Here is an 18,378-nt window from a genome sequence, read left to right as displayed (position 1 = left end):
ATAATTTAAGTGCAAATTTCTTTAAACTTCAAATACTATTATCATGAAACGATTTTACCTCCTTTTTACTTTTCTTGCTGTAATTAGCAGTACGACTCTTGTGGCGCAGGACACTGATTTGAATATCGAAAAGCCACAGACTTCAGCTGATGTGGCCAACGAGTCAGTACGGCAGGGCAACTGGCTGGTGGGTGCCAGCGTTGGCTCTCTGGGCTATAACTTTAAGTCTGAGACTTTCCTACTGGTACTGGAACCGAGAGCAGGTTATTTTATCAGTGACAATGCCGTGCTTGGTGCGCAGGCACAGCTGGGACTTGCCCTGTATGATGGTGGCGAAAACTTTAGTTATGGCCTCACGCCGTTTGCGCGTTATTATTTTCCGGAGGGTGCCTCGCCTAATAGCCGATGGTTTGGTGAAGCCCTGGCGGGTTTTGCCGGTAGCTCGATGAAAGACAGCGATGGTGACCGGATTTTCAGCTCTGTACTTGGTTTGCGTGCCGGCTATGCGCATTTCGTGGCCCGTAATGTAGCCCTTGAAGCTACACTCAACTATACCAGAACCAGTGCCGATATTTCGGTCGACACCAGTACATCTGGGCTATCCGTAGGAGTTGGCTTCCAGATCTACCTGCCAGGTCGCGGAAATTTATAGTTGCCACACACCGGCAATAAAAAAGCCCGTCTTTTATGTAGTGACGGGCTTTTCTTTTGCTTCATGGGTAGATTAATTCAATACTTTTTCAACCAGATGTCTGCTGCCATCAATTTTATGGGTATAGGGCAAGCCCAAAATCTCTGCTATCAGCGGGTATACGTCCACGTTTTCAAATGATCCCACTTTCAGGCCTTGTTTAAAGGCAGGGCCCCAGGCGTAGAAAACAGCATGCATTTCCTTCACTTTGGTGGCATCGTAACCGTGCTGGCCTGGTGAGGGCGGGCGCGATGAGAAATGAAACACCTTGGGTGCATCCGACAACAGCAGGATATCACCTACGCGACCATACTTGTCGTCTTTTGTGCCATAGTGTAAATGCTTGGGCAACTTCTTCCGTGTGTATACCTCGTAGTCCTTTGCTTCCTTCTTCAGCTTGCGGTAGGTCGGTCTCACGGCTTTTTTATCTTTGGCATGAAGCTCTACTACCATACCTCCACCCGATACCATAAATTGGGCTGTGTCGATGGCAGCTGGCAAAGGCAGTGTGTTTTGGGTATCGACGCCCAGCATCCCGTGGTCAGATACGAAAACAAAGTTCACAGGCAACCCTGTTTTGGCTACAACTTCTGTTAGCATCTGCATTTGCTTGTCGAGCTCCAGCACCGCCTGTTTTGTCTGGGGAGCATCCGGACCATAGCGATGACCGGCGTGGTCTACTTCGGGCAGGTAGAAGGTGATCAGGTGGGGGCGCTTTTCGTCCGGCAGATTCAGCCAGTCGACCACCGTCTGCAGGCGCCGCTCAAACGACATCACTTCGCTGTACTGGTAATGGTAAGTGGGCAGTATACCTTGTATAGGCGCCTCAGAACCCACCCAGAAAAAGCTGGCCGCTACCATTTGCTGCTGCTCAGCCAACACCCAGAGGGGCGTACCGCCATACCAGCTGCCGTCTTCCACTTTGCTGCGGTCGCGCATGGTGTAGTGCTCTTTGCGCTGCGGATCGTAAAAGTAATTGTTGATCAGGCCATGGCTGGCTGGGTATAGTCCCGTTACAATGGAGTAATGGTTCGGGAACGTTTTGGACGGGAAGGCCGGCAGCATCGATTCGGCTTGCACGCCTTGTGCCCGGATGGACTTCAGGAATTGCGCATCGTATTTATCGGCGTAATCGTACCGGAAACCATCAGCCGAGATCAGAATGACGTAAGGCTTTTCTTGCTGTGCGGGGCTGTTATACCTGTCCGCAACGACACGCTGTACCGTATCGACTTGTGCGGATGCCAGTCCGTGCCCAAGCAGGCAAACCAGCAGAACGAGAATCTGTTTCATGCCGCAAAGATACAGCAAATGCTACGTAGCTACCAGCTTGTTAGCTTTAAATTAGTGTTAAGCAATTAATCCAAGGTTTTTTAAAAACTAATATTTATCATTATTGCGCTTTCCAGTATTTCCTATATTGTCCCATTCACAAGCCGGTATAAAGATGCTACACGAAACCCCTCCTTTCACACTGACTTTTCTTGGTGCTGCCGGTACGGTAACCGGTTCCAAAATCCTGCTCAAAACAGATCGGCACCAGGTGCTCATCGACTGCGGAATGTTTCAGGGACTCAAACAGCTGCGCCTGCTCAACTGGCAAAAGCTGCCCCTGGATGTAGAAATGCTGGACGCTGTCATCCTCACGCACGGCCACCTCGACCATTGCGGCTATCTGCCGGTGCTCACCCAAAGTGGCTATAACGGCCCGATTTATGCCACCACACCCACCCGCGACGTAACCGAAATCATACTCCGTGATAGTGCCAAGATACAGGAAGAAGATGCCGTTGAAGCCAACCGCGGAGGCTACTCCAAACACCACCCGGCCAAGCCGCTCTATACCTCCGATGATGTGGACCAGACAATGCCGCTCTTTGAAACTCATCCGGACAACGAATGGGTCATTATCAACGAGGACATCAAGTTTTGCTTCCGGAAAAGCGGGCACATTCTGGGCTCTGCGTTCGTAGAGCTGAAGTGCAAGGGCCGCACCATTATTTTTTCGGGCGACATTGGGCGATGCAAGCCGCTGCTGATGGACCCGCCTGCTTTTGTAAGAGAGGCCGACTACCTGGTGCTGGAGTCAACTTACGGTGATCGGCTGCATGAACAGGCTTCTGCTTACGACGAACTGCAGGTTTATGTGCACCATACCCTGGAAAAGGGCGGTGTGCTGGTTATTCCAAGCTTTGCCGTGGAGCGTGCACAAGAGCTTTTACTAATACTTAACACGCTGCGAGAAGATCGCTCTATCCCGAATGTGCCAATCTACCTCGACACGCCCATGGGCATTGATGTAACGGAACTGTACCTGCACCACCGTGACTGGCACAGCCTCAGCGATGCCGAGTGCCGCACCATGATGAACAATGTGCATGTGATACGGGACTTTAATCAGACGCTCCGTGTGCTGGACAAGCCTGGTCCGAAGATCATAATTGCGGGAAGTGGCATGGTGACGGGCGGGCGCGTTCTTTATTACCTGCAACGCCTGATCGGTGATGCGAAGAACACTGTGCTGCTGGTTGGGTTTCAGGCACCAGGCACGAGGGGAAGTTTACTGTTGAGTGGCGCCACGGAGATAAAAATGCAAGGCAACTACTACCCGGTGCAGGCGGAGATACAGCAAATTTCGTCGCTCTCTGCGCACGGCGACCAGGCGGATCTGCTTTGGTGGCTGGGCCATTTCAAGAAAGCGCCACTGCAGGTTTTCCTAAACCACGGTGAAGCGCAGGCGCTTGAAGCACTCCGTCTGAAAATAACGGACACGCTGGGTTGGGGCTGTACCATTGCCGAAATGGGCGCAACCTATGATCTACACTAAGCAGGCTATTTGATAAACAGGCGCTTGTCAAATACAAAGGGCTCCGTTTTAACAATGCGTACCTTGTGAAATGCCGGATGGTGTGGATTGACTAAATAATTGAAGGTGCCCTGTACGGTAGCAGATGGCACCTTCAGGATCAGGAATACGCCGTCTCTAATATAGTCATCGCCGACCTGCTGGGTTACACTGCTATGTGGAAATGATTTCCAGGCCGGGGCAAGGTCTTTTTTGTGCACTTCGCCAAATGGGGCATCGTCTGGTAGTTCGATGGTGACCAGGTAATAGTCTTTGGGAACGATACCCAGCGGCATATGCACAGCTATTTCTACTGTGCAGAGGGCAATGGATTCGCTGGTGTAGAGCACCGCAGTGCCTTTGCTGTTCCAGCGCCCCCCTGCCAGTTCGGCGCCTTTGCCGGACAGGTCGTTGCAATACTGTTTTCTACTGAGTCGATATACGATCATGCCAGCACACCGTGTTCGATCCGCGTCAGTTCGTCGCGCAGCAGGCCGATGCCAAACGTACTGTCGAGCAGTTCTTTGGGACGTATACCTCCAAGCGCCACATTCTTCGCCTCCAGCCAGGCATCAAAATCTTCCTTCTCGCCGAACACCTCTACGCCCTTGTTATAGACCAGCGTGATCTCGAGGATTTTTTCGGAATGAAGCGAATCGAACTTGCGCTGCTCTTTTTTGTAACGCTGAAAAGTACGCTCAGACAGGTGCAGAAACTCCGACCACTCACCCAGGCTAAAGGGGATTTTGTTGGCGATGTTCTGAAAAGTGGCATATTTGATACCTTCCCGCACAGTCGTGATCAGCATGAAAACATCCCTGTCATCGATCAAACTGTAGTTAATGCCGCCGTTTATTTTGAGTGCCTTTGCCATGTTCATTTCTCTTTCTCAAATATACGAACATTGTCGCAATTTAACCGACAAGTTGCAAAATAATTTGATCAGCTATACCTTACTCGAGCCGCATGGCAAATCTACGAGGCGTGTGGGAATTGGGCTATACCTTTGCAAAAATGGATAATAAGACCTTTATCAGGCAGCTGAAGGAGGTAGAGGCACTATTTTGCGCGGCACATCGTTTGAAGCCAGAATCGACCTACTGATACATGCGAAGCCAACTCATCGCTCTTGGATTACTGATAGCCGGCACAATGGCCGCCTGCACCTCACAAAATGCCATCACAGAAAACAGGGAATCGCCCAGGCCAGAATTTACGATGGCTGATGTTATACCTGCTAAAAGAACACTCACCCCTGCCGAAAAGCAACAGCAGAAAAAAATGCTGGACAAGGATGCGAAACGTTTTAAAAATCGCAACGCGGCCTCAGCCTATTATGTGTTCCAGGGCAAGCGTACTTTCAACGAACAAAAACTAGACTCTGCCAATATCCTGTTCGGGCGGGCCTGGCTGATGGACAGCACTAACAACGATGTATATTGGGGTTACGGCTTGGTATATGGCCAGCAGAAGGCGTTTGACAAAGCTTTGTTTCTGCTCTACCATGCCCTGGAGAAGGATCAGCATAACCCCCGTCTGCTTACTGACCTGGCCACCAGCCACCTGGGCAGGTTTTATGCCGAAAGCAACCCGGACGACTTGATGCAAAGCCGCAAACTACTCGAAAGCGCCGTTCGCTACTCACCTGATGCGGCAGATGCTTATTATAAACTGGCGATCAACTACTACTACCTGCAAGAGTACGGCAAAGCGTGGAGCTACCTGCACAAGAGCATCAGCAAGGACAAAGGTATAGCAGATGCCGCTTTCATTGCCGCCCTGCTTGAAAAGGAGGAGGATCCGGCAGGCAAATACAGGTAATTGACCGTATGGCATTTGTTATTTAGAGTCCGGTGGCGTATTTTTAAACCAGTAAGGACAATAACAATAGCCGACACTAACACATGAAAAGAATTTTGCTGGCTGCGGCCACAGTATTATTGAGCGGCTCTATGGCCTTTGCGCAGGAGCAGCAACCTGCTTTGCACCCAAAAGTTCTGCCAATGTTCGGTCAGATTGCCAAGACGGATGCCCAACAGAAAGCCGACGAAAAATTCCTGACCAGCTGCGACAAAAGCTTCGAAAGCCGTACCGAGGCCAGTAACTTTTTCATGGAGCGTGGCTGGGAGTTCCTTAACGAGGGGCAGGTAGATACGGCTGCGTACCGCTTTAACCTGGCCTGGCTTCTTAACCCAGATAACTTCAATACTTACTGGGCTTTTGGGGTGGTGGAGTTCAACAGAGGCAAGACCGGCGAAGCGATCAGCATGTTCGACCGCGCCCTGAAGTACCAGCCCAACAACTCCATGCTCCTTTCCGATATTGGTCTGGCTTATGTGCAGCAGTACATAAACGACAAGAAAAAGAAGAATCTGAAGCAGGCCGCTGCGCTCCTTGACCGCGCCGTGAAGGCGGACCCGAACAATGCATTTGCCTTGTCAGGTCTTTCGCAGGTTTATTTCCACAACAAGAAATACGCCGAAGCCTGGGACTACCTGCACCGCGGCCGCGACCTCAACATTATGTCCCTGGATTACAATTACCTGTCAGAGCTGATGACTCACATGCCAGACCCGAAAGGCATGTTCCGCAACGAACCCGCAGCTGTTGAGGCCGCCAACTAAAACAAGAACAATTCACAAGCACCTTTCAACCTTACAGATTGATATGAAAAGACAATTTTACAGAGCCTCCCTCCTGCTGTTGGTAGGCACGATGTCGCTATCGTCCTGCGTAGTTTCTAAGAAGAAATACGACGACCTGATGGCCCGCAAAAACGCGCTGGAGCTCGACAAGTCGGACCTGGAGCAGCAGAAGTCCTCACTTGAGAAAGAGAAAGCACAGCTGGAGCAGGAACGCGCCGATCTGGAAAAGCAGAAAGCCGAATACCAGCAGAGTCTGCAGCAGGCTCTGAAAGAGGGCAAAGCACTGGGCGATAACCTGAACATGAGCAAGTCGCAGATCGATAAACTGAACGCCGATCTGAAAGCACGTGAGCAGCGTCTGGCGGAACTGCAGCGCATACTCGACGATAAAGACAAAGCCGTGAATGCCTTGCGCTCTAAAGTAAGCAACGCCCTGCTTGGCTTCAACGACAAAGACCTGACCGTGAACATTCGCAATGGCAAGGTATATGTGTCGCTGGCGGAGCAGTTGCTGTTTAACTCCGGCTCTACCAAAGTGGACCCTAAGGGAGTTGACGCCCTGAAGAAGCTTGCAGCGGTGCTGAAAGAGCAACAGGATGTGAACGTAGTGGTAGAAGGCCATACGGATGACGTGCCGATTGCCCGCGGCACAGTGGGCATGCAAGACAACTGGGACCTGAGCGTATTGCGCGCAACTGAAATCACCCGCATCCTGACGCAGGCCGGCGTACAACCCGACCGCGTAACCCCTTCCGGACGTAGCTTGTATGTGCCGCTCGACAACGCCAAAACAAAAGAGGCCCGACAGAAAAACCGCCGTACTGAGATCATACTGACCCCTAAATTGGACGAACTATTCCAGATTCTGGAGTCAGCCTGATCCGGTTTAGGAAAGAAGAAAGCCAGCTTCGTAAAGGAGCTGGCTTTCTTCTTTTTATGATTAAGGTATAGGATCTATCTTCTGCTAAAAATCGCAACGTTTATAAAATCAGCTGCGGACTTCGGCTTCCGGTGTAACAGGTATGATGACCTCAGGTATAAGCTCGGCAGGAATAGCTTTGTCATCAACTGGGGTTAAAGGTTTTGGCAAAACGCGGCGCAGGATAGGAAGCAGTGCATAGTATAGCGCAACACCAATTGGAAATGCCAGAATTGCCCAGGCTGAAACGGCCGCCAGGTTTGCCACCCAGAGTTTACTTAACGCTTCCAGCCAATCGGACCGGAACATGGCCAACATTTCATCCAACGTCAGGCGTAATTCATCCAAACCAAACACAAAAATGCCCGCCCTGATAAAGGGGATGATAAGCACCAGTTGCAGCGGATGCACCAGGTAACTCACCAGCACCGTGGCTGCGATGTTTAACCGGAAACGGGCGGCCAGCGCAGTGCCCAGCACAGTTGTAACGCCAAGTGCAGGCAATATACCCACCACTGTGCCAAGCGCCACCGTCACCGCCAACTTGTGTGGGGTCATGCCCTGCCGGAGCAGGTTGAACACAGGCTGCGCGATGCGACGTTTGTAGAAAGCAGAGAGGATGGTAGACAAACCTTTGGCCTTAAATAAATCTTGATTGAATGTATTACAGAGAAGACGCCCTGAAACGTAAAAGAGTTGCATGTGCCATAGCATAAAAAATGCCGAAACTTCTCTTTTTCTTAATGCCCGGTATCTTCTAAAAGTAACCTCACCTAACCCGATTTGTTGGAGTTATTTTCCGGCCAGCAAATCTGATGCATATCTTCCTTTATTTCACTTCCTGAAGTGCAGAAAGCGAAGGATCTTATCAATTGTAAGCGCATGTTCCTCGGTGCCCTCTGTGCCAAGCAGGTATGAAAAAGCCTGCAGTTGCGGACTGTTGTCGAAATATATTTTGAACATCCCCATGACAGGTACGGCCACAAACATACCCGGCAACCCCCAGAGCATCCCGCCTACAATAATGCTCAGAATCGTGAAAAGCGGATTGATGTTCACGCGGCTGCCTGTAATATTTGGCGTGAGGATGTTGTTTTCGGTAAACTGAACGACCAGAAAGAAAAGTAGCACAGCCAGTGTTTTCTGAGGATCTCCCTGCACCACCAAGGTATAGAGCAGGGGCACGGCCCCACCAATGAGCGTACCAAAATAAGGTATAAAATTGATGAAGGCCGAGACGATTCCCAATAAGATGGCGTACTCAACCCCAATAATCAGCAAACCGGCCGAATTGAGAAAGCATAAAATCAGGATAACGATAACAACACCGCCCATGTAGCGCTTGGTCACACTCGATATTTCATCAATCATCACCTTTACCTTCCCGTGGCGATGAGAGGGCAAGGCTTTGAAGAGAAAAACCTCGAATTTGTTGCGGTAGTACAGCATCAGGAAGATGTAAACCGGCATGAGCGCAAATTTGGTGACGGTACTGGTGGTGGCGAGCAGTATGCTTGTGATGGCATTGCCACTTAGGTCCAGCGCATTGTTGACCTGCATGCGCAACCACCTTTCATTACTCTGGTTATCGTCGCCAAACTTACGATCGATGTGGGCCTGCAGCAGATCGATGTTCGCCAGGGCTTTATCTTTCAGTTCCGGAAAATCGGTAAGAAACACAGAAAGTTGCTTGTAGAGCAGCACCAGCAAACCCGCAAAAAGAGCCATGGAGGTGATGATGGTGACAAAATTGGCCAGTAGCCGGGGCACGCCCCATTGTTCTAGTCGCTTTACAACAGGGTATAGCAGGTAGGCAAAAAGCATGGCCATGACCAGTGGGTATAGAAACTCACGGGCCTCCACCAATACAAAGACGAGCAGCACTAAAAAAAGTAACCAGTATGTCAGCTTCTTGATGCGCTTGTAATCCTTTGCCATACTCCTCTTACTGAAAAAATAGTTAATGGGATATATTGGAGTTTAGAAGAAAGAAAGTTTAGAAGTTAGGCATTTGGTTTGGAGGGTGCGTAGCAGTGTGGGTTACAAGGTTGGTACAGGCCTATGGTGTGATTGGGGATAGCTGTAATATTTGAAGCGTCATGCAGGTATAAATCCGTACCTTTGGGCCTCACGTACGCATACCTATGGCTACTTTTGATCAATTGGGACTCTCCCCTGCGCTACTGGAGCGCCTTGCTGAAATGGATTTTCACACGCCTACTCCTATACAACAATCTGCTATACCTGCACTGCTCAAAGGGCATGATGTAGCCGGGCAGGCCGAAACGGGCAGTGGAAAAACGGCAGCCTTTGGCTTGCCGTTGCTACAGCAGATCGACACGAAAAAGCAGCAGGTGCAGGCGCTGGTGCTGGTTCCAACCCGCGAACTGGCCGTGCAGGTGCGGCATGAGCTAAAGCTACTGGCCCAGAAGATCGAAAACCTCAAGATCAGCGCTTTTTACGGTGGCCATTCATTTTCGCAGGAGCGAGCCTCATTGACTTTTCCGCCGCAGGTGCTTGTCGGCACGCCTGGCCGCCTCACCGATCACCTTTACCGCCAGACGCTCGACCTGAAGCAGGTGCGCATGCTGGTGCTCGACGAGGCCGATAAGCTGCTTGAAATGGGTTTTGCCGATGAAATAGACCAGATACTGGAAGCTATACCTAAAAAGCGGCAGGCCGTGCTTTTCTCGGCTACCATGCCCGACGAGGTAAAGCAGCTGATTGCAGATTCGCTTAAAAATCCGCAGTTTGTTCAGGTGTCGCCCAACGCTATACCTGATCAGGTGTGGCTTACAGGTATAAAAGTGACGCAGCCCGAAAAGCAGCAAGCCTTGCTTCACCTTATGCAAAGCATTAACCCGGCCGGAACGGTTGTGTTCTGCAACACCCGCGGCGCTTCCGACGATGTGGCGGCTATGCTAGCTAAGCATGGTTTCGGGGCCCGCTCAATGCACGGCGGCATGGAGCAACAGGACCGCGACAAAGCCATGACGCTCTTCCGTAACGGCACCACACAAGTGTTGGTCGCCACCGACCTGGCCGCCCGCGGGCTCGACATTGCCGCACTCAAAAACATCATCCACTACGAACTTCCTGACGACGAAGCTGCCTACCTGCACCGAAGCGGCCGCACCGGTCGTGCCGGCCGAAGCGGCGAGGTTTATACCTTTGCCACCGCCCGCGACGAGCAAAAACTGCGTGACTGGGGCTTGGTGCGCATGGATGAATGGCTAAACTTCGCCGAGTTGGCTTCTAGAGTTGAAAAAGCGGAACCTGAATCCACCGAAATATTCGCTACGCTCCACATCAATGCCGGTAGGAAAGAAAAGCTGAGTCCACGCGATATCGTAGGTGCACTGATTGCCGCAGCTGGATTAAAAGCCGACCAGATCGGGCGTATTGAAGTGCAGGATAAAGCCAGCTACGTGGCTATACCTGCGAATCGGGCTAGTGAGATTGCAGAGGCGCTATCGAATGGGAAAATTAAGGGGAGGAAGTTTAGGGTTGGCTTGGTGAAGTAAGCGCAAATGTCATCTCGACAGAATGGAGAGATCTGGTTATTTAATGCATGGTAACCAGGATCCAGATTTTTTACTTAGGTTCGAAATGACAATATGCTATAGCAAGCGAATCAGTTCGACACCAAGCTATACCTATAAACTTAAAAAGGACTTACCGAATCCTCAGCAAGCCCCTTTCAATAAGATTAAACACGACTAGCGTTGCGCTTTTGTTTCTTTAGCAGCCTCAGCTTTAGGAGCATCTTTCTTAGCACAACAGGACATTGGTGCGGCGGCAGAGGCTTTGTCGTCTTTCGCATCACTGGTAGCGGCTGTCATGTGGCAGGAGGCAGCTTTATCGCCCTTCCTGCCTTTCTTCGTTTTGGCGTCTTTGTCTGCGTGCTCCATTTTGCATTTGCCGCCTTCGCAGGCGAGGGCTGGTGTAGCCACACCGGCACTTACAAATCCTGCCAGTGCGAGCGCTAAAACTAATCTTTTCATTTCTCTTGGTTTATAGATTGTTTAAACAGAAATCAACCCTTTGTTGTTGAGTGAGTAAATATACACGATCTCCCCAATCGTCAAAATGATCATCCTCACTTTTTAGTCCCTTGAGTCACAAAACCAGCAGTTTACTTGTACTTTCTGTCATCGCTATCCTGACAGCGCTTTGCATCTTCTTCGCATCCCGCCTGCGTTTCGACTATAACTTCGATAACTTTTTCCCGAAAGGCGACCCGGATCTGGCCTACTATTTCAGTTATCGTGATAAGTTCGGTAACGACAATGATTATTTATTGATCGGCCTCGACAATGGCAGCAGTGCGTTCGACCAGCAATTTCTTCAGAAGGTCGATACATTGACCCGCTTTATGCAACGGCAGCCGCATGTGGAGTCAGTGCTCTCTCCCACCACTGTTAAAAGTCCGATCATCGAGCAGTTCGGTTATTTCGAGATCCCCTACCTGCACCCTGGCGAGCCCGAGCGCTATACTCAGGACTCTTTGATGGTCTACCAGAGCCGGGAGTTAGTAGGTACGTTGTTTTCGGAGGATGCCACCGCTGTTTCCCTTTTTGTGCAAACCAGCGACAACCTGGCCAAACAGCCCGGTGATACTTTGATTGCTGCCATGTATGGCGAAATCGAGCGCCTGGGTTTACTAGAGCATCATGTGGCCGGCAAGGTACTGGCGCAGTCGGTCTTTATTGAGAAGATGAAAATCGAGCTGGCCATATTCATGTCAGCCTCCATCCTCCTCGTTATTCTGTTTCTCTGGGTCGCTTTTCGCTCGGTTTGGGGGGTGCTGGTGCCACTTGTGGTTGTGCTTCTTTCCGTTATCTGGAGCCTGGGCGTTATGGGCTTGTTCGATAAACCCATTGATGTGATGACGGTACTCCTGCCCACCATCATGTTTGTGGTCGGGATGTCGGATGTCATTCACATTATGTCGCGCTACATCACCGAAATAGGGCAAAGTTCAACCAAAATACAGGCGCTCCGTGTCACGGTAAGGGAAGTAGGTATGGCTACCCTACTTACCTCGCTCACCACCTGTGTCGGTTTTCTGACGCTTCTCACCACTTCCATCGTACCCATCCGGGAGTTTGGCCTGTTCACGGCTATTGGCATTGCGTTGGCTTTTGTTCTGGCCTTCACCATGCTACCGGCTATTCTTCTCCTCAACAAAAAGCCCAATCCGCGTAGGGCGCGCCGCACCGACTTGTCATGGCCAATGCTTTTGCGGCGGGTCTATACCTTCGTGCTGCGCAAACCCTACCCGATCCTCTACACCAGTATGGGCATTGTGCTGGTCTCCCTGATCGGCATCAGTATGATCAAAGTCGACACTACTTTACTGGAAGATCTCGGCGATGATGACCCAATCATCAAGGACTTCCAGTACTTCGAAGAGAAGTTCTCCGGCGTGCGTCCCTTTGAGCTGCACCTGATCGCCGGCCCCAGCAAAAGCATATACGATCTGGAAGTGCTGCAGGAGATCGATCAGTTGGAGACTTACCTCTACCAGACCTACGGCCTCAACTTCATAACTTCTCCAGCCACTGTGGTACGCACCATACACCGCGCCCAGAACGGCGGCTTGCCCGACTACTATACCCTGCCTGCCAACGAGCGCGAGATGCAGCAGGTACAGAGGCGGCTGGCTGCTTTCAGTAAACGAAGCGAACTACGGGCGGTCGTGACGGCGGACCAACAGGAAGGTCGGTTGGCTGGCAAAATGACGGATGTAGGCAGCGTTCGGGCCGCTCAACTCAATGACTCGCTGCAAGCCTTCATTGATCAGCACATTAATCCCGATTTGCTGCAGACACGCATTACCGGTAGTGCCGTCATGCTCGACAAGAACAACGATTATGTGGTGAGTAACATGCTGCAGGGCTTGCTGATCGCTTTTCTGGTGGTAGCGCTACTGGTGGGCCTGATTTTCCGCTCGCTCAGGATGGTGGTAATCTCGCTTGTGCCCAATATCATCCCTTTGCTGATGATCGGGGGCATCATGGGCTTCTTGGGCATTAATATGACTGTGTCGGTTTCTATTATCTTCACCATCGCATTCGGCATCGCCGTGGACGACACCATTCACTTCCTCGGCAAACTAAAAGTAGAATTGCGAAAAGGAAAGTCGCTGCCCTATGCCATCAAAACGACCATCATTTCGGCTGGCAAGGCCATCATCATCACCTCCTGCATTTTGGTGGCCGGTTTCCTGACCTTGGTGCTTTCTTCCTTCGACGCTACCTTTTATGTGGGGGTGTTTGTGAGTCTTACGCTAGTCTTTGCATTGGTAGCTGACCTTTTGCTTTTGCCCGTGCTGATCCTCTACTTTTACAGGCCAAATCGAAAATAATTTGTGGCTAATCCAATAAGGATGGCCATATTTGCGTGTTAGAGTAAAGCATTCCTTTTTATGATGATGAAGAAACTACTGGCTATCTGCTTTTGCTGCCTTTGGTTTGTGGGCGCGCAGGCACAGGAACAAACTCCACCGCAAGAAGATAAGATCAACCGTTTAATGGGCGAGCGTGAGCAGCTGATTCTGGAGTACCAGTACTACAGCGGGCAAAACAGCAATTTCTGGGGCAAGCAGTCAAAAAAGGACCTTCTCAACATCATCGACACGCTCAAAGAGATCATCCGTAAAGACTCCGAGCTGATCTCGGCCGTGAAAGAAGCCAGTGTGCGCAAGATTGCCGAGAGCACAGTAGAAAGTCAGCGGGCCGGTAAAATGATTCAGCAGGACGAGCGCCTGATCAATAACCAGATTAGCGACCTCAAAGGACAGATCAGCACCCTCGAGAGTCAGGCCAAGAAGCGTGAGCGTGTTATCCTGGATTTGAAAGAGCAACTGAAAGCCACTGACGAGGTACGCTACGGCAAAGACCGCGTGATCGCCATTCTGGGTGCAGCCGCGTTCATCATGTTCCTTTACGCGGTGTTCCTGCAGATCAGGCTGAGCACCAAAAAGACGCCTAAAAAACGGAAGAAGGCCTAAGGCCGTATAGCTGCCACAGGTATAGCAAACAGCCTGTTCCAGCGGAATTATTTAGCACACGCTTTTTGTTATAAGACGATACCTTTTCAGGTATACACCAATAAGACAAAAGCTACGGAAAAGGCTGGCGCTTTGTACCCAGCCTTTCTTTTTTAGAGATACATGACGGATATTTTTGAAGAACTACGGCAGGTACAGGACTTGCTGAAAATTGAACAGGAAGAAGACCGACAGCAATACAAGCTGAAGGCACTCAAGAGCACGATTACGGAGCGCAAGCAAATGGGTCTTTGCTGGTATCCGGTCGTGATCGCCAAAGAAGAACTCGGATTTGGTAACAAGGTGGTAATCGAGTTAGAGCGTACCACCGACCGTGACCAGCTGCACCTTTTCCAGCCCGGCAAAACAGCCTCTCTTTTCACGAACAGCGGTGAAAAAGCCAGCCTCAACGGCGTGGTGCTGGGCATTAAACGCAACAAGGTCATTTTGGCCACCAACAAAGAAGACCTGCCCGATTGGGTATATTTTGGTCGACTGGGCATTGAGCTGACCTTCGATGAGATCAGCTACCGTGAAATGGAGATCGCTCTCAAAAAGGTGCAGGAAGCCAAAGGTACCCGTTTGGCCGAGTTGCGTGACATCTTGCTAGGTATAAAGCCTGCCGCTTTCACGGACGAAAAGCTAGAGGAGATACAGGTATTGAACGAATCGCAGAACGAGGCCGTGCAGAAAATTGCGCAGGCTAGGGATGTGGCGATCATTCACGGACCTCCGGGCACAGGCAAAACCACCACGTTGGTGCAGGCTATCCTCCATACCTTGAAATCGCAGAAGCGCTTGCTGGTAACGGCTCCTTCCAACACAGCGGTTGACTTGCTTACTGAGAAACTGGCCAATGAAGGCGTGAACGTGATCCGCATCGGTAATCCCTCGCGGGTGTCGGATGTGCTCTTGGAGCACACCCTGGATGCGCAGGTAATGGCGCACCGGGCTTATAAAGATCTTAAGAATCTGCGGAAGACGGCCGAGGAGTACAAGCGCATGGCTTACCAGTTCAAGCGTAAGTTCGGCCACCAGGAGCGGGCACAGCGCCAGCTGTACAAAGGAGAGAGTCAACGCTTGCTCGACGAGGCCGATCATGTGGAGCACTACATCACGGATGACTTACTAGACAACGTGCAGGTGATTACCTGTACCTTAGTCGGCGCGGCCAACAAAGCCATCCGCCACCTGACTTACGACACCGTGTTTATCGATGAGGCGGCACAGGCTCTCGAGCCAGCTTGCTGGATCCCGATCAGCCGTACGAACCGTGTCGTGCTGGCCGGTGACCATTGCCAGTTGCCTCCTACCATCAAATCACTGGAGGCGGACAAAGGCGGCTTGAGCGTGACTTTGTTTGAGAAGTGCATCAACCGTCAGCCCGAAGTTTCGGTGATGCTGAAAACGCAGTACCGCATGCATCACCACATCATGCAGTTCTCAAACCAACAATTCTACGGCGGTGAGCTGGTGGCACACGAAAGCGTGCACAGCGCCGAACTGCACGGGTATAACACCATTTTCGCGCCTGACATGGCCGTGGAGTTTATAGATACGGCTGGTTGTGGGTATAACGAGGCCGAAATGCCCGACACACAGAGTTCTGCCAACCCGGAAGAGGGAGACCTTTTGATCAACCACCTCTCCAACCTTCTGAAGGAGTATGACGAGGAAGAGGAAGTGGCGCCGTTGAAGATCGGGGTGATCGCGCCTTACAGAGCTCAGATAAACTACCTGCAGGACAAAGTGGAGCATACCCCGCGTCTGCACGAGCTGCATCAGAAGCGGCAGTTAAGCATCGGTACCGTGGACAGTTTTCAGGGACAGGAGCGCGACATCATCTGCATGAGTCTGGTGCGCAGCAACGAACGCGGCGAAATTGGTTTCTTGGCCGACGAAAGACGCATGAACGTAGCCATGACCCGCGCCCGCCGCAAACTGATCATCGTGGGTGACAGCGCCACCCTTTCAACCAACCCGTTTTTTGCAGAACTAATTGCTTATGTGGAGCGCATTGGGGCCTATAAAAGTGCTTGGGAGCTAACTGAGAGCCTGCCTTAGCGTAGGTATAAGTTTATATTTTATTTATTCATCATCAGAGAGTTGTTCAAATAAAACCGGGTCGGCTATGCATCTCCGGTTAATCTTTCTACCTTTCTGATACCAAACCAAAACACACAATTATGAAAATTGAGAAAAACAGAGTGGTGACGCTCTCTTACGAACTTCGTATACAGAACGAAAACGGTGAGCAAACCCTCGTTGAAACTGCCAATACAGAAAATCCAATGGTGTTCATATACGGCATGAGCGGCCTGCCAGACCAGTTCGAAGAGAACCTGGATGGCAAGAGCGCTGGTGACGAGTTCGACTTTAAACTGGACTCAAACGCCGGTTACGGTGAATTTGACCAGAACGCGGTAGTAGAACTGCCGTTGAGTGTTTTCGAAGTGGAAGGCGGTATACCTGACAACATGCTGGAAGTAGGCAATTTTATCCCGATGGCAGACAGCGAAGGCAACCAGCTACAGGGCCGTGTGGCTGAGGTAAGAGACAACTCTATCCTGATGGACTTCAACCACCCACTAGCGGGCAAAGAACTATACTTCAAAGGCAAAGTGGAAAAGGTGCGTGAGGCTACGTCTGAAGAACTGGACCACGGTCACGTGCACGGCGAAGGCGGTGTGCATCACCATTAATTCTTTTTGACAAAGGATTTTTTGAAAGGACAAAAGACTTTTCACACCATAGTTCGCTTTGTGAAAAGCCGAATTGTTAAACAAATAAAAAGAGCCGCAGGTATAGCGGCTCTTTTTTATAGGTATAGCAACTAGTAACTCGATCAACCTAAACTCTGGTCCTATACCTTTCTAAATCCATTCAGGATCTCTCGAAAGGTCCTTTGTCTTTTGTCACTCAGTCTTTTGTCAAAAAATCACTTCAGCTCCGGCAGCACCTCCTCCACATAAGCGATCAGCTCCGGGAAGAACAGGGTGAAGTCTTGCCCATACAGCGCGTAGTTTTGAAGGAGCTCCTCTCCCGCCCTCTCCATACCTGATTCAAAAGCTGTACGTCGGCTCAAACCGCCCAAGGCCTGCGCTATACCTGATACCTGGGCATAAGACACGAGCCAGTTCTGTCGCATCATGTATGGGAAGAAATACTGCACCCGTTCCGGTAAATTCGGCAGGTTCTGGTTAATCAAGGTATAGATGCGGGAGGTATAGGCCTCCAAAGGTTCGGAAGAAAACTCCGCGAAACGGTTGGCCAGAAAATGGTCGAAGTACAGATCTGCTACAACTGGGGCGTATTTCCGGAAATGGGGACGCAGGCGGGCTTTGGTTTCATTCACGACCGGATGTGAGTCGGTATAGGTATCGATTAGGCGGTGCAGTTTAATGCCTCGTGCTATACCTTCGGGGTATAGATCCTGTTGTTTTCCCTTCACGGCATCGGCAATAAAATTACCAATCAGGAGTGCTTCATCATCGCCGGAGAGAAAAATATGGGCCAGGTAGTTCAAATCAATTTAGCTTGGGTATATATCTGTCTAAACATCTTGCTTGATGCTTTGTTGTTAGGAGTATGAGTAAGGGCTAACAAACTCTTTACGGAAAGCAGCCGTACTCAAATACAAATCCAATTTACAACATATCACTATGAATAACGAACGAAAAGAGAATCTGAATAAACTGATAGACCTTGTAAAGGACATAGACTTCACCATGATGACGACCATCGATGATGACGGGAGTCTGAGAAGCCGCCCCATGAGTACCCAAAAAATAAGTGAAGATGGGGTGATGTGGTTTTTTACAGGTTATGAATCGGGCAAGTCGCATGAGATTAAAAACGATTCGCACGTGAATCTGAGTTACTCAAAGCCATCCGATAACTCATTTGTATCTGTTTCAGGAAGAGCCACTCTTTCAAAAGACAGAGCCAAGATAGAAGAACTCTGGTCTCCGGAACTGAAAGCCTGGTTCCCGGGCGGAAAGGATGACCCAAACATTGGATTGATCAGAGTGGACATAGAAAAGGCTGAATACTGGGATTCTCCCAATAGTGCCGTCACCCACCTGATCGGATTTGTGAAAGCAACCTTGTCAGGTGAAAGTTACGATCCAGGCGAAAACAAGAAAATCAACCTGTAGGTATAGCCTCAGTATAAAATAGCCTGAGACACCTGCCAAACATTTCCGTATGGCAGGTGTTTTTGTT

At 50.4% G+C, this 18,378-nt stretch carries 19 protein-coding genes; 12 read left to right on the top strand and 7 right to left on the bottom strand.

The window, feature by feature from the left end; all coding sequences use genetic code 11:
• Window positions 1-43 precede the first annotated feature (43 nt).
• Window positions 44-652 (top strand): hypothetical protein, encoded by a 609-nt coding sequence (locus tag BD749_RS01795; protein WP_101442664.1) that lies wholly within the window; start codon window positions 44-46, stop codon window positions 650-652.
• A 72-nt stretch (window positions 653-724) separates the two neighbouring features.
• Here BD749_RS01795 and BD749_RS01790 read toward each other — a convergent pair whose 3' ends face one another.
• Entirely contained in the window at window positions 725-1,984 is a 1,260-nt protein-coding gene (locus BD749_RS01790) for an alkaline phosphatase family protein (protein ID WP_101443578.1), read from the bottom strand.
• A gap of 154 nt (window positions 1,985-2,138) precedes the next feature.
• On the opposite strand from BD749_RS01790, the gene BD749_RS01785 reads away from it, so the two are divergent.
• The gene (locus BD749_RS01785; RefSeq protein ID WP_101442663.1) at window positions 2,139-3,518 is read left to right on the top strand and encodes an MBL fold metallo-hydrolase RNA specificity domain-containing protein; all 1,380 of its coding nucleotides are present in this window, start codon (window positions 2,139-2,141) and stop codon (window positions 3,516-3,518) included.
• A gap of 5 nt (window positions 3,519-3,523) precedes the next feature.
• Here BD749_RS01785 and BD749_RS01780 read toward each other — a convergent pair whose 3' ends face one another.
• Complete coding sequence (locus BD749_RS01780) at window positions 3,524-3,985, bottom strand: RES family NAD+ phosphorylase (protein WP_101442662.1); 462 nt, start codon at window positions 3,983-3,985, stop codon at window positions 3,524-3,526.
• Complete coding sequence (parS, locus tag BD749_RS01775) at window positions 3,982-4,410, bottom strand: type II RES/Xre toxin-antitoxin system antitoxin (protein WP_101443577.1); 429 nt, start codon at window positions 4,408-4,410, stop codon at window positions 3,982-3,984. Before parS ends, BD749_RS01780 begins: the two co-directional genes overlap by 4 nt.
• 92 nt (window positions 4,411-4,502) lie before the next feature.
• On the opposite strand from parS, the gene BD749_RS19295 reads away from it, so the two are divergent.
• From BD749_RS19295 to BD749_RS01760, 4 genes are all read left to right on the top strand, one after another.
• Window positions 4,503-4,640 (top strand): hypothetical protein, encoded by a 138-nt coding sequence (locus tag BD749_RS19295; protein ID WP_180336292.1) that lies wholly within the window; start codon window positions 4,503-4,505, stop codon window positions 4,638-4,640.
• A 3-nt stretch (window positions 4,641-4,643) separates the two neighbouring features.
• Window positions 4,644-5,357, top strand: coding sequence for a tetratricopeptide repeat protein (locus BD749_RS01770; protein ID WP_101442661.1), 714 nt, complete (start codon window positions 4,644-4,646; stop codon window positions 5,355-5,357).
• An 83-nt stretch (window positions 5,358-5,440) separates the two neighbouring features.
• Window positions 5,441-6,160, top strand: coding sequence for a tetratricopeptide repeat protein (locus BD749_RS01765; RefSeq protein WP_101442660.1), 720 nt, complete (start codon window positions 5,441-5,443; stop codon window positions 6,158-6,160).
• A 43-nt stretch (window positions 6,161-6,203) separates the two neighbouring features.
• Window positions 6,204-7,061, top strand: a complete 858-nt coding sequence (locus tag BD749_RS01760) for an OmpA/MotB family protein (protein ID WP_101442659.1) — start codon at window positions 6,204-6,206, stop codon at window positions 7,059-7,061.
• Between the two features lie 108 nt (window positions 7,062-7,169).
• Here the strand turns inward: BD749_RS01760 and BD749_RS01755 are convergent, their stop codons facing one another.
• Window positions 7,170-7,730, bottom strand: a complete 561-nt coding sequence (locus BD749_RS01755) for a DUF2062 domain-containing protein (protein ID WP_101442658.1) — start codon at window positions 7,728-7,730, stop codon at window positions 7,170-7,172.
• Between the two features lie 204 nt (window positions 7,731-7,934).
• The gene (locus BD749_RS01750) at window positions 7,935-9,038 is read right to left on the bottom strand and encodes an AI-2E family transporter (protein WP_101442657.1); all 1,104 of its coding nucleotides are present in this window, start codon (window positions 9,036-9,038) and stop codon (window positions 7,935-7,937) included.
• A 206-nt stretch (window positions 9,039-9,244) separates the two neighbouring features.
• Here BD749_RS01750 and BD749_RS01745 point away from each other — a divergent pair, with 206 nt between their 5' ends.
• Window positions 9,245-10,624, top strand: a complete 1,380-nt coding sequence (locus BD749_RS01745) for a DEAD/DEAH box helicase (RefSeq protein WP_101442656.1) — start codon at window positions 9,245-9,247, stop codon at window positions 10,622-10,624.
• Window positions 10,625-10,819: 195 nt separating this feature from the next.
• Here the strand turns inward: BD749_RS01745 and BD749_RS01740 are convergent, their stop codons facing one another.
• A complete protein-coding gene (locus tag BD749_RS01740) occupies window positions 10,820-11,104 on the bottom strand; it encodes a hypothetical protein (RefSeq protein ID WP_101442655.1) in 285 nt (94 codons plus the stop codon).
• Window positions 11,105-11,214: 110 nt separating this feature from the next.
• On the opposite strand from BD749_RS01740, the gene BD749_RS01735 reads away from it, so the two are divergent.
• The 4 genes from BD749_RS01735 (at window position 11,215) to BD749_RS01720 (ending at window position 16,856) form a co-directional block, all read left to right on the top strand.
• Window positions 11,215-13,470 carry an efflux RND transporter permease subunit gene (locus BD749_RS01735; RefSeq protein WP_101442654.1) on the top strand — a complete coding sequence of 752 codons (2,256 nt, stop codon included), beginning with the start codon at window positions 11,215-11,217 and terminating at the stop codon, window positions 13,468-13,470.
• Window positions 13,471-13,530: 60 nt separating this feature from the next.
• Window positions 13,531-14,115: a coiled-coil domain-containing protein gene (locus BD749_RS01730; RefSeq protein WP_101442653.1), complete on the top strand. Its 585-nt coding sequence runs from the start codon at window positions 13,531-13,533 to the stop codon at window positions 14,113-14,115.
• Between the two features lie 162 nt (window positions 14,116-14,277).
• A complete protein-coding gene (locus BD749_RS01725) occupies window positions 14,278-16,218 on the top strand; it encodes an AAA domain-containing protein (protein ID WP_101442652.1) in 1,941 nt (646 codons plus the stop codon).
• A gap of 122 nt (window positions 16,219-16,340) precedes the next feature.
• Complete coding sequence (locus BD749_RS01720; RefSeq protein ID WP_101442651.1) at window positions 16,341-16,856, top strand: FKBP-type peptidyl-prolyl cis-trans isomerase; 516 nt, start codon at window positions 16,341-16,343, stop codon at window positions 16,854-16,856.
• Between the two features lie 236 nt (window positions 16,857-17,092).
• Here the strand turns inward: BD749_RS01720 and BD749_RS01715 are convergent, their stop codons facing one another.
• Window positions 17,093-17,680 carry an acyl carrier protein phosphodiesterase gene (locus BD749_RS01715; RefSeq protein ID WP_101442650.1) on the bottom strand — a complete coding sequence of 196 codons (588 nt, stop codon included), beginning with the start codon at window positions 17,678-17,680 and terminating at the stop codon, window positions 17,093-17,095.
• 136 nt (window positions 17,681-17,816) lie between these two features.
• Here BD749_RS01715 and BD749_RS01710 point away from each other — a divergent pair, with 136 nt between their 5' ends.
• Window positions 17,817-18,311 (top strand): pyridoxamine 5'-phosphate oxidase family protein, encoded by a 495-nt coding sequence (locus BD749_RS01710; RefSeq protein WP_101442649.1) that lies wholly within the window; start codon window positions 17,817-17,819, stop codon window positions 18,309-18,311.
• Window positions 18,312-18,378: the final 67 nt, after the last annotated feature.

It is taken from the genome of Pontibacter ramchanderi (genome assembly GCF_002846395.1).
GTDB lineage: Bacteria > Bacteroidota > Bacteroidia > Cytophagales > Hymenobacteraceae > Pontibacter > Pontibacter ramchanderi.
The sequence above is the reverse complement of the archived record's forward strand: the minus strand, read 5'-3'. Positions and strand labels throughout refer to the sequence as shown.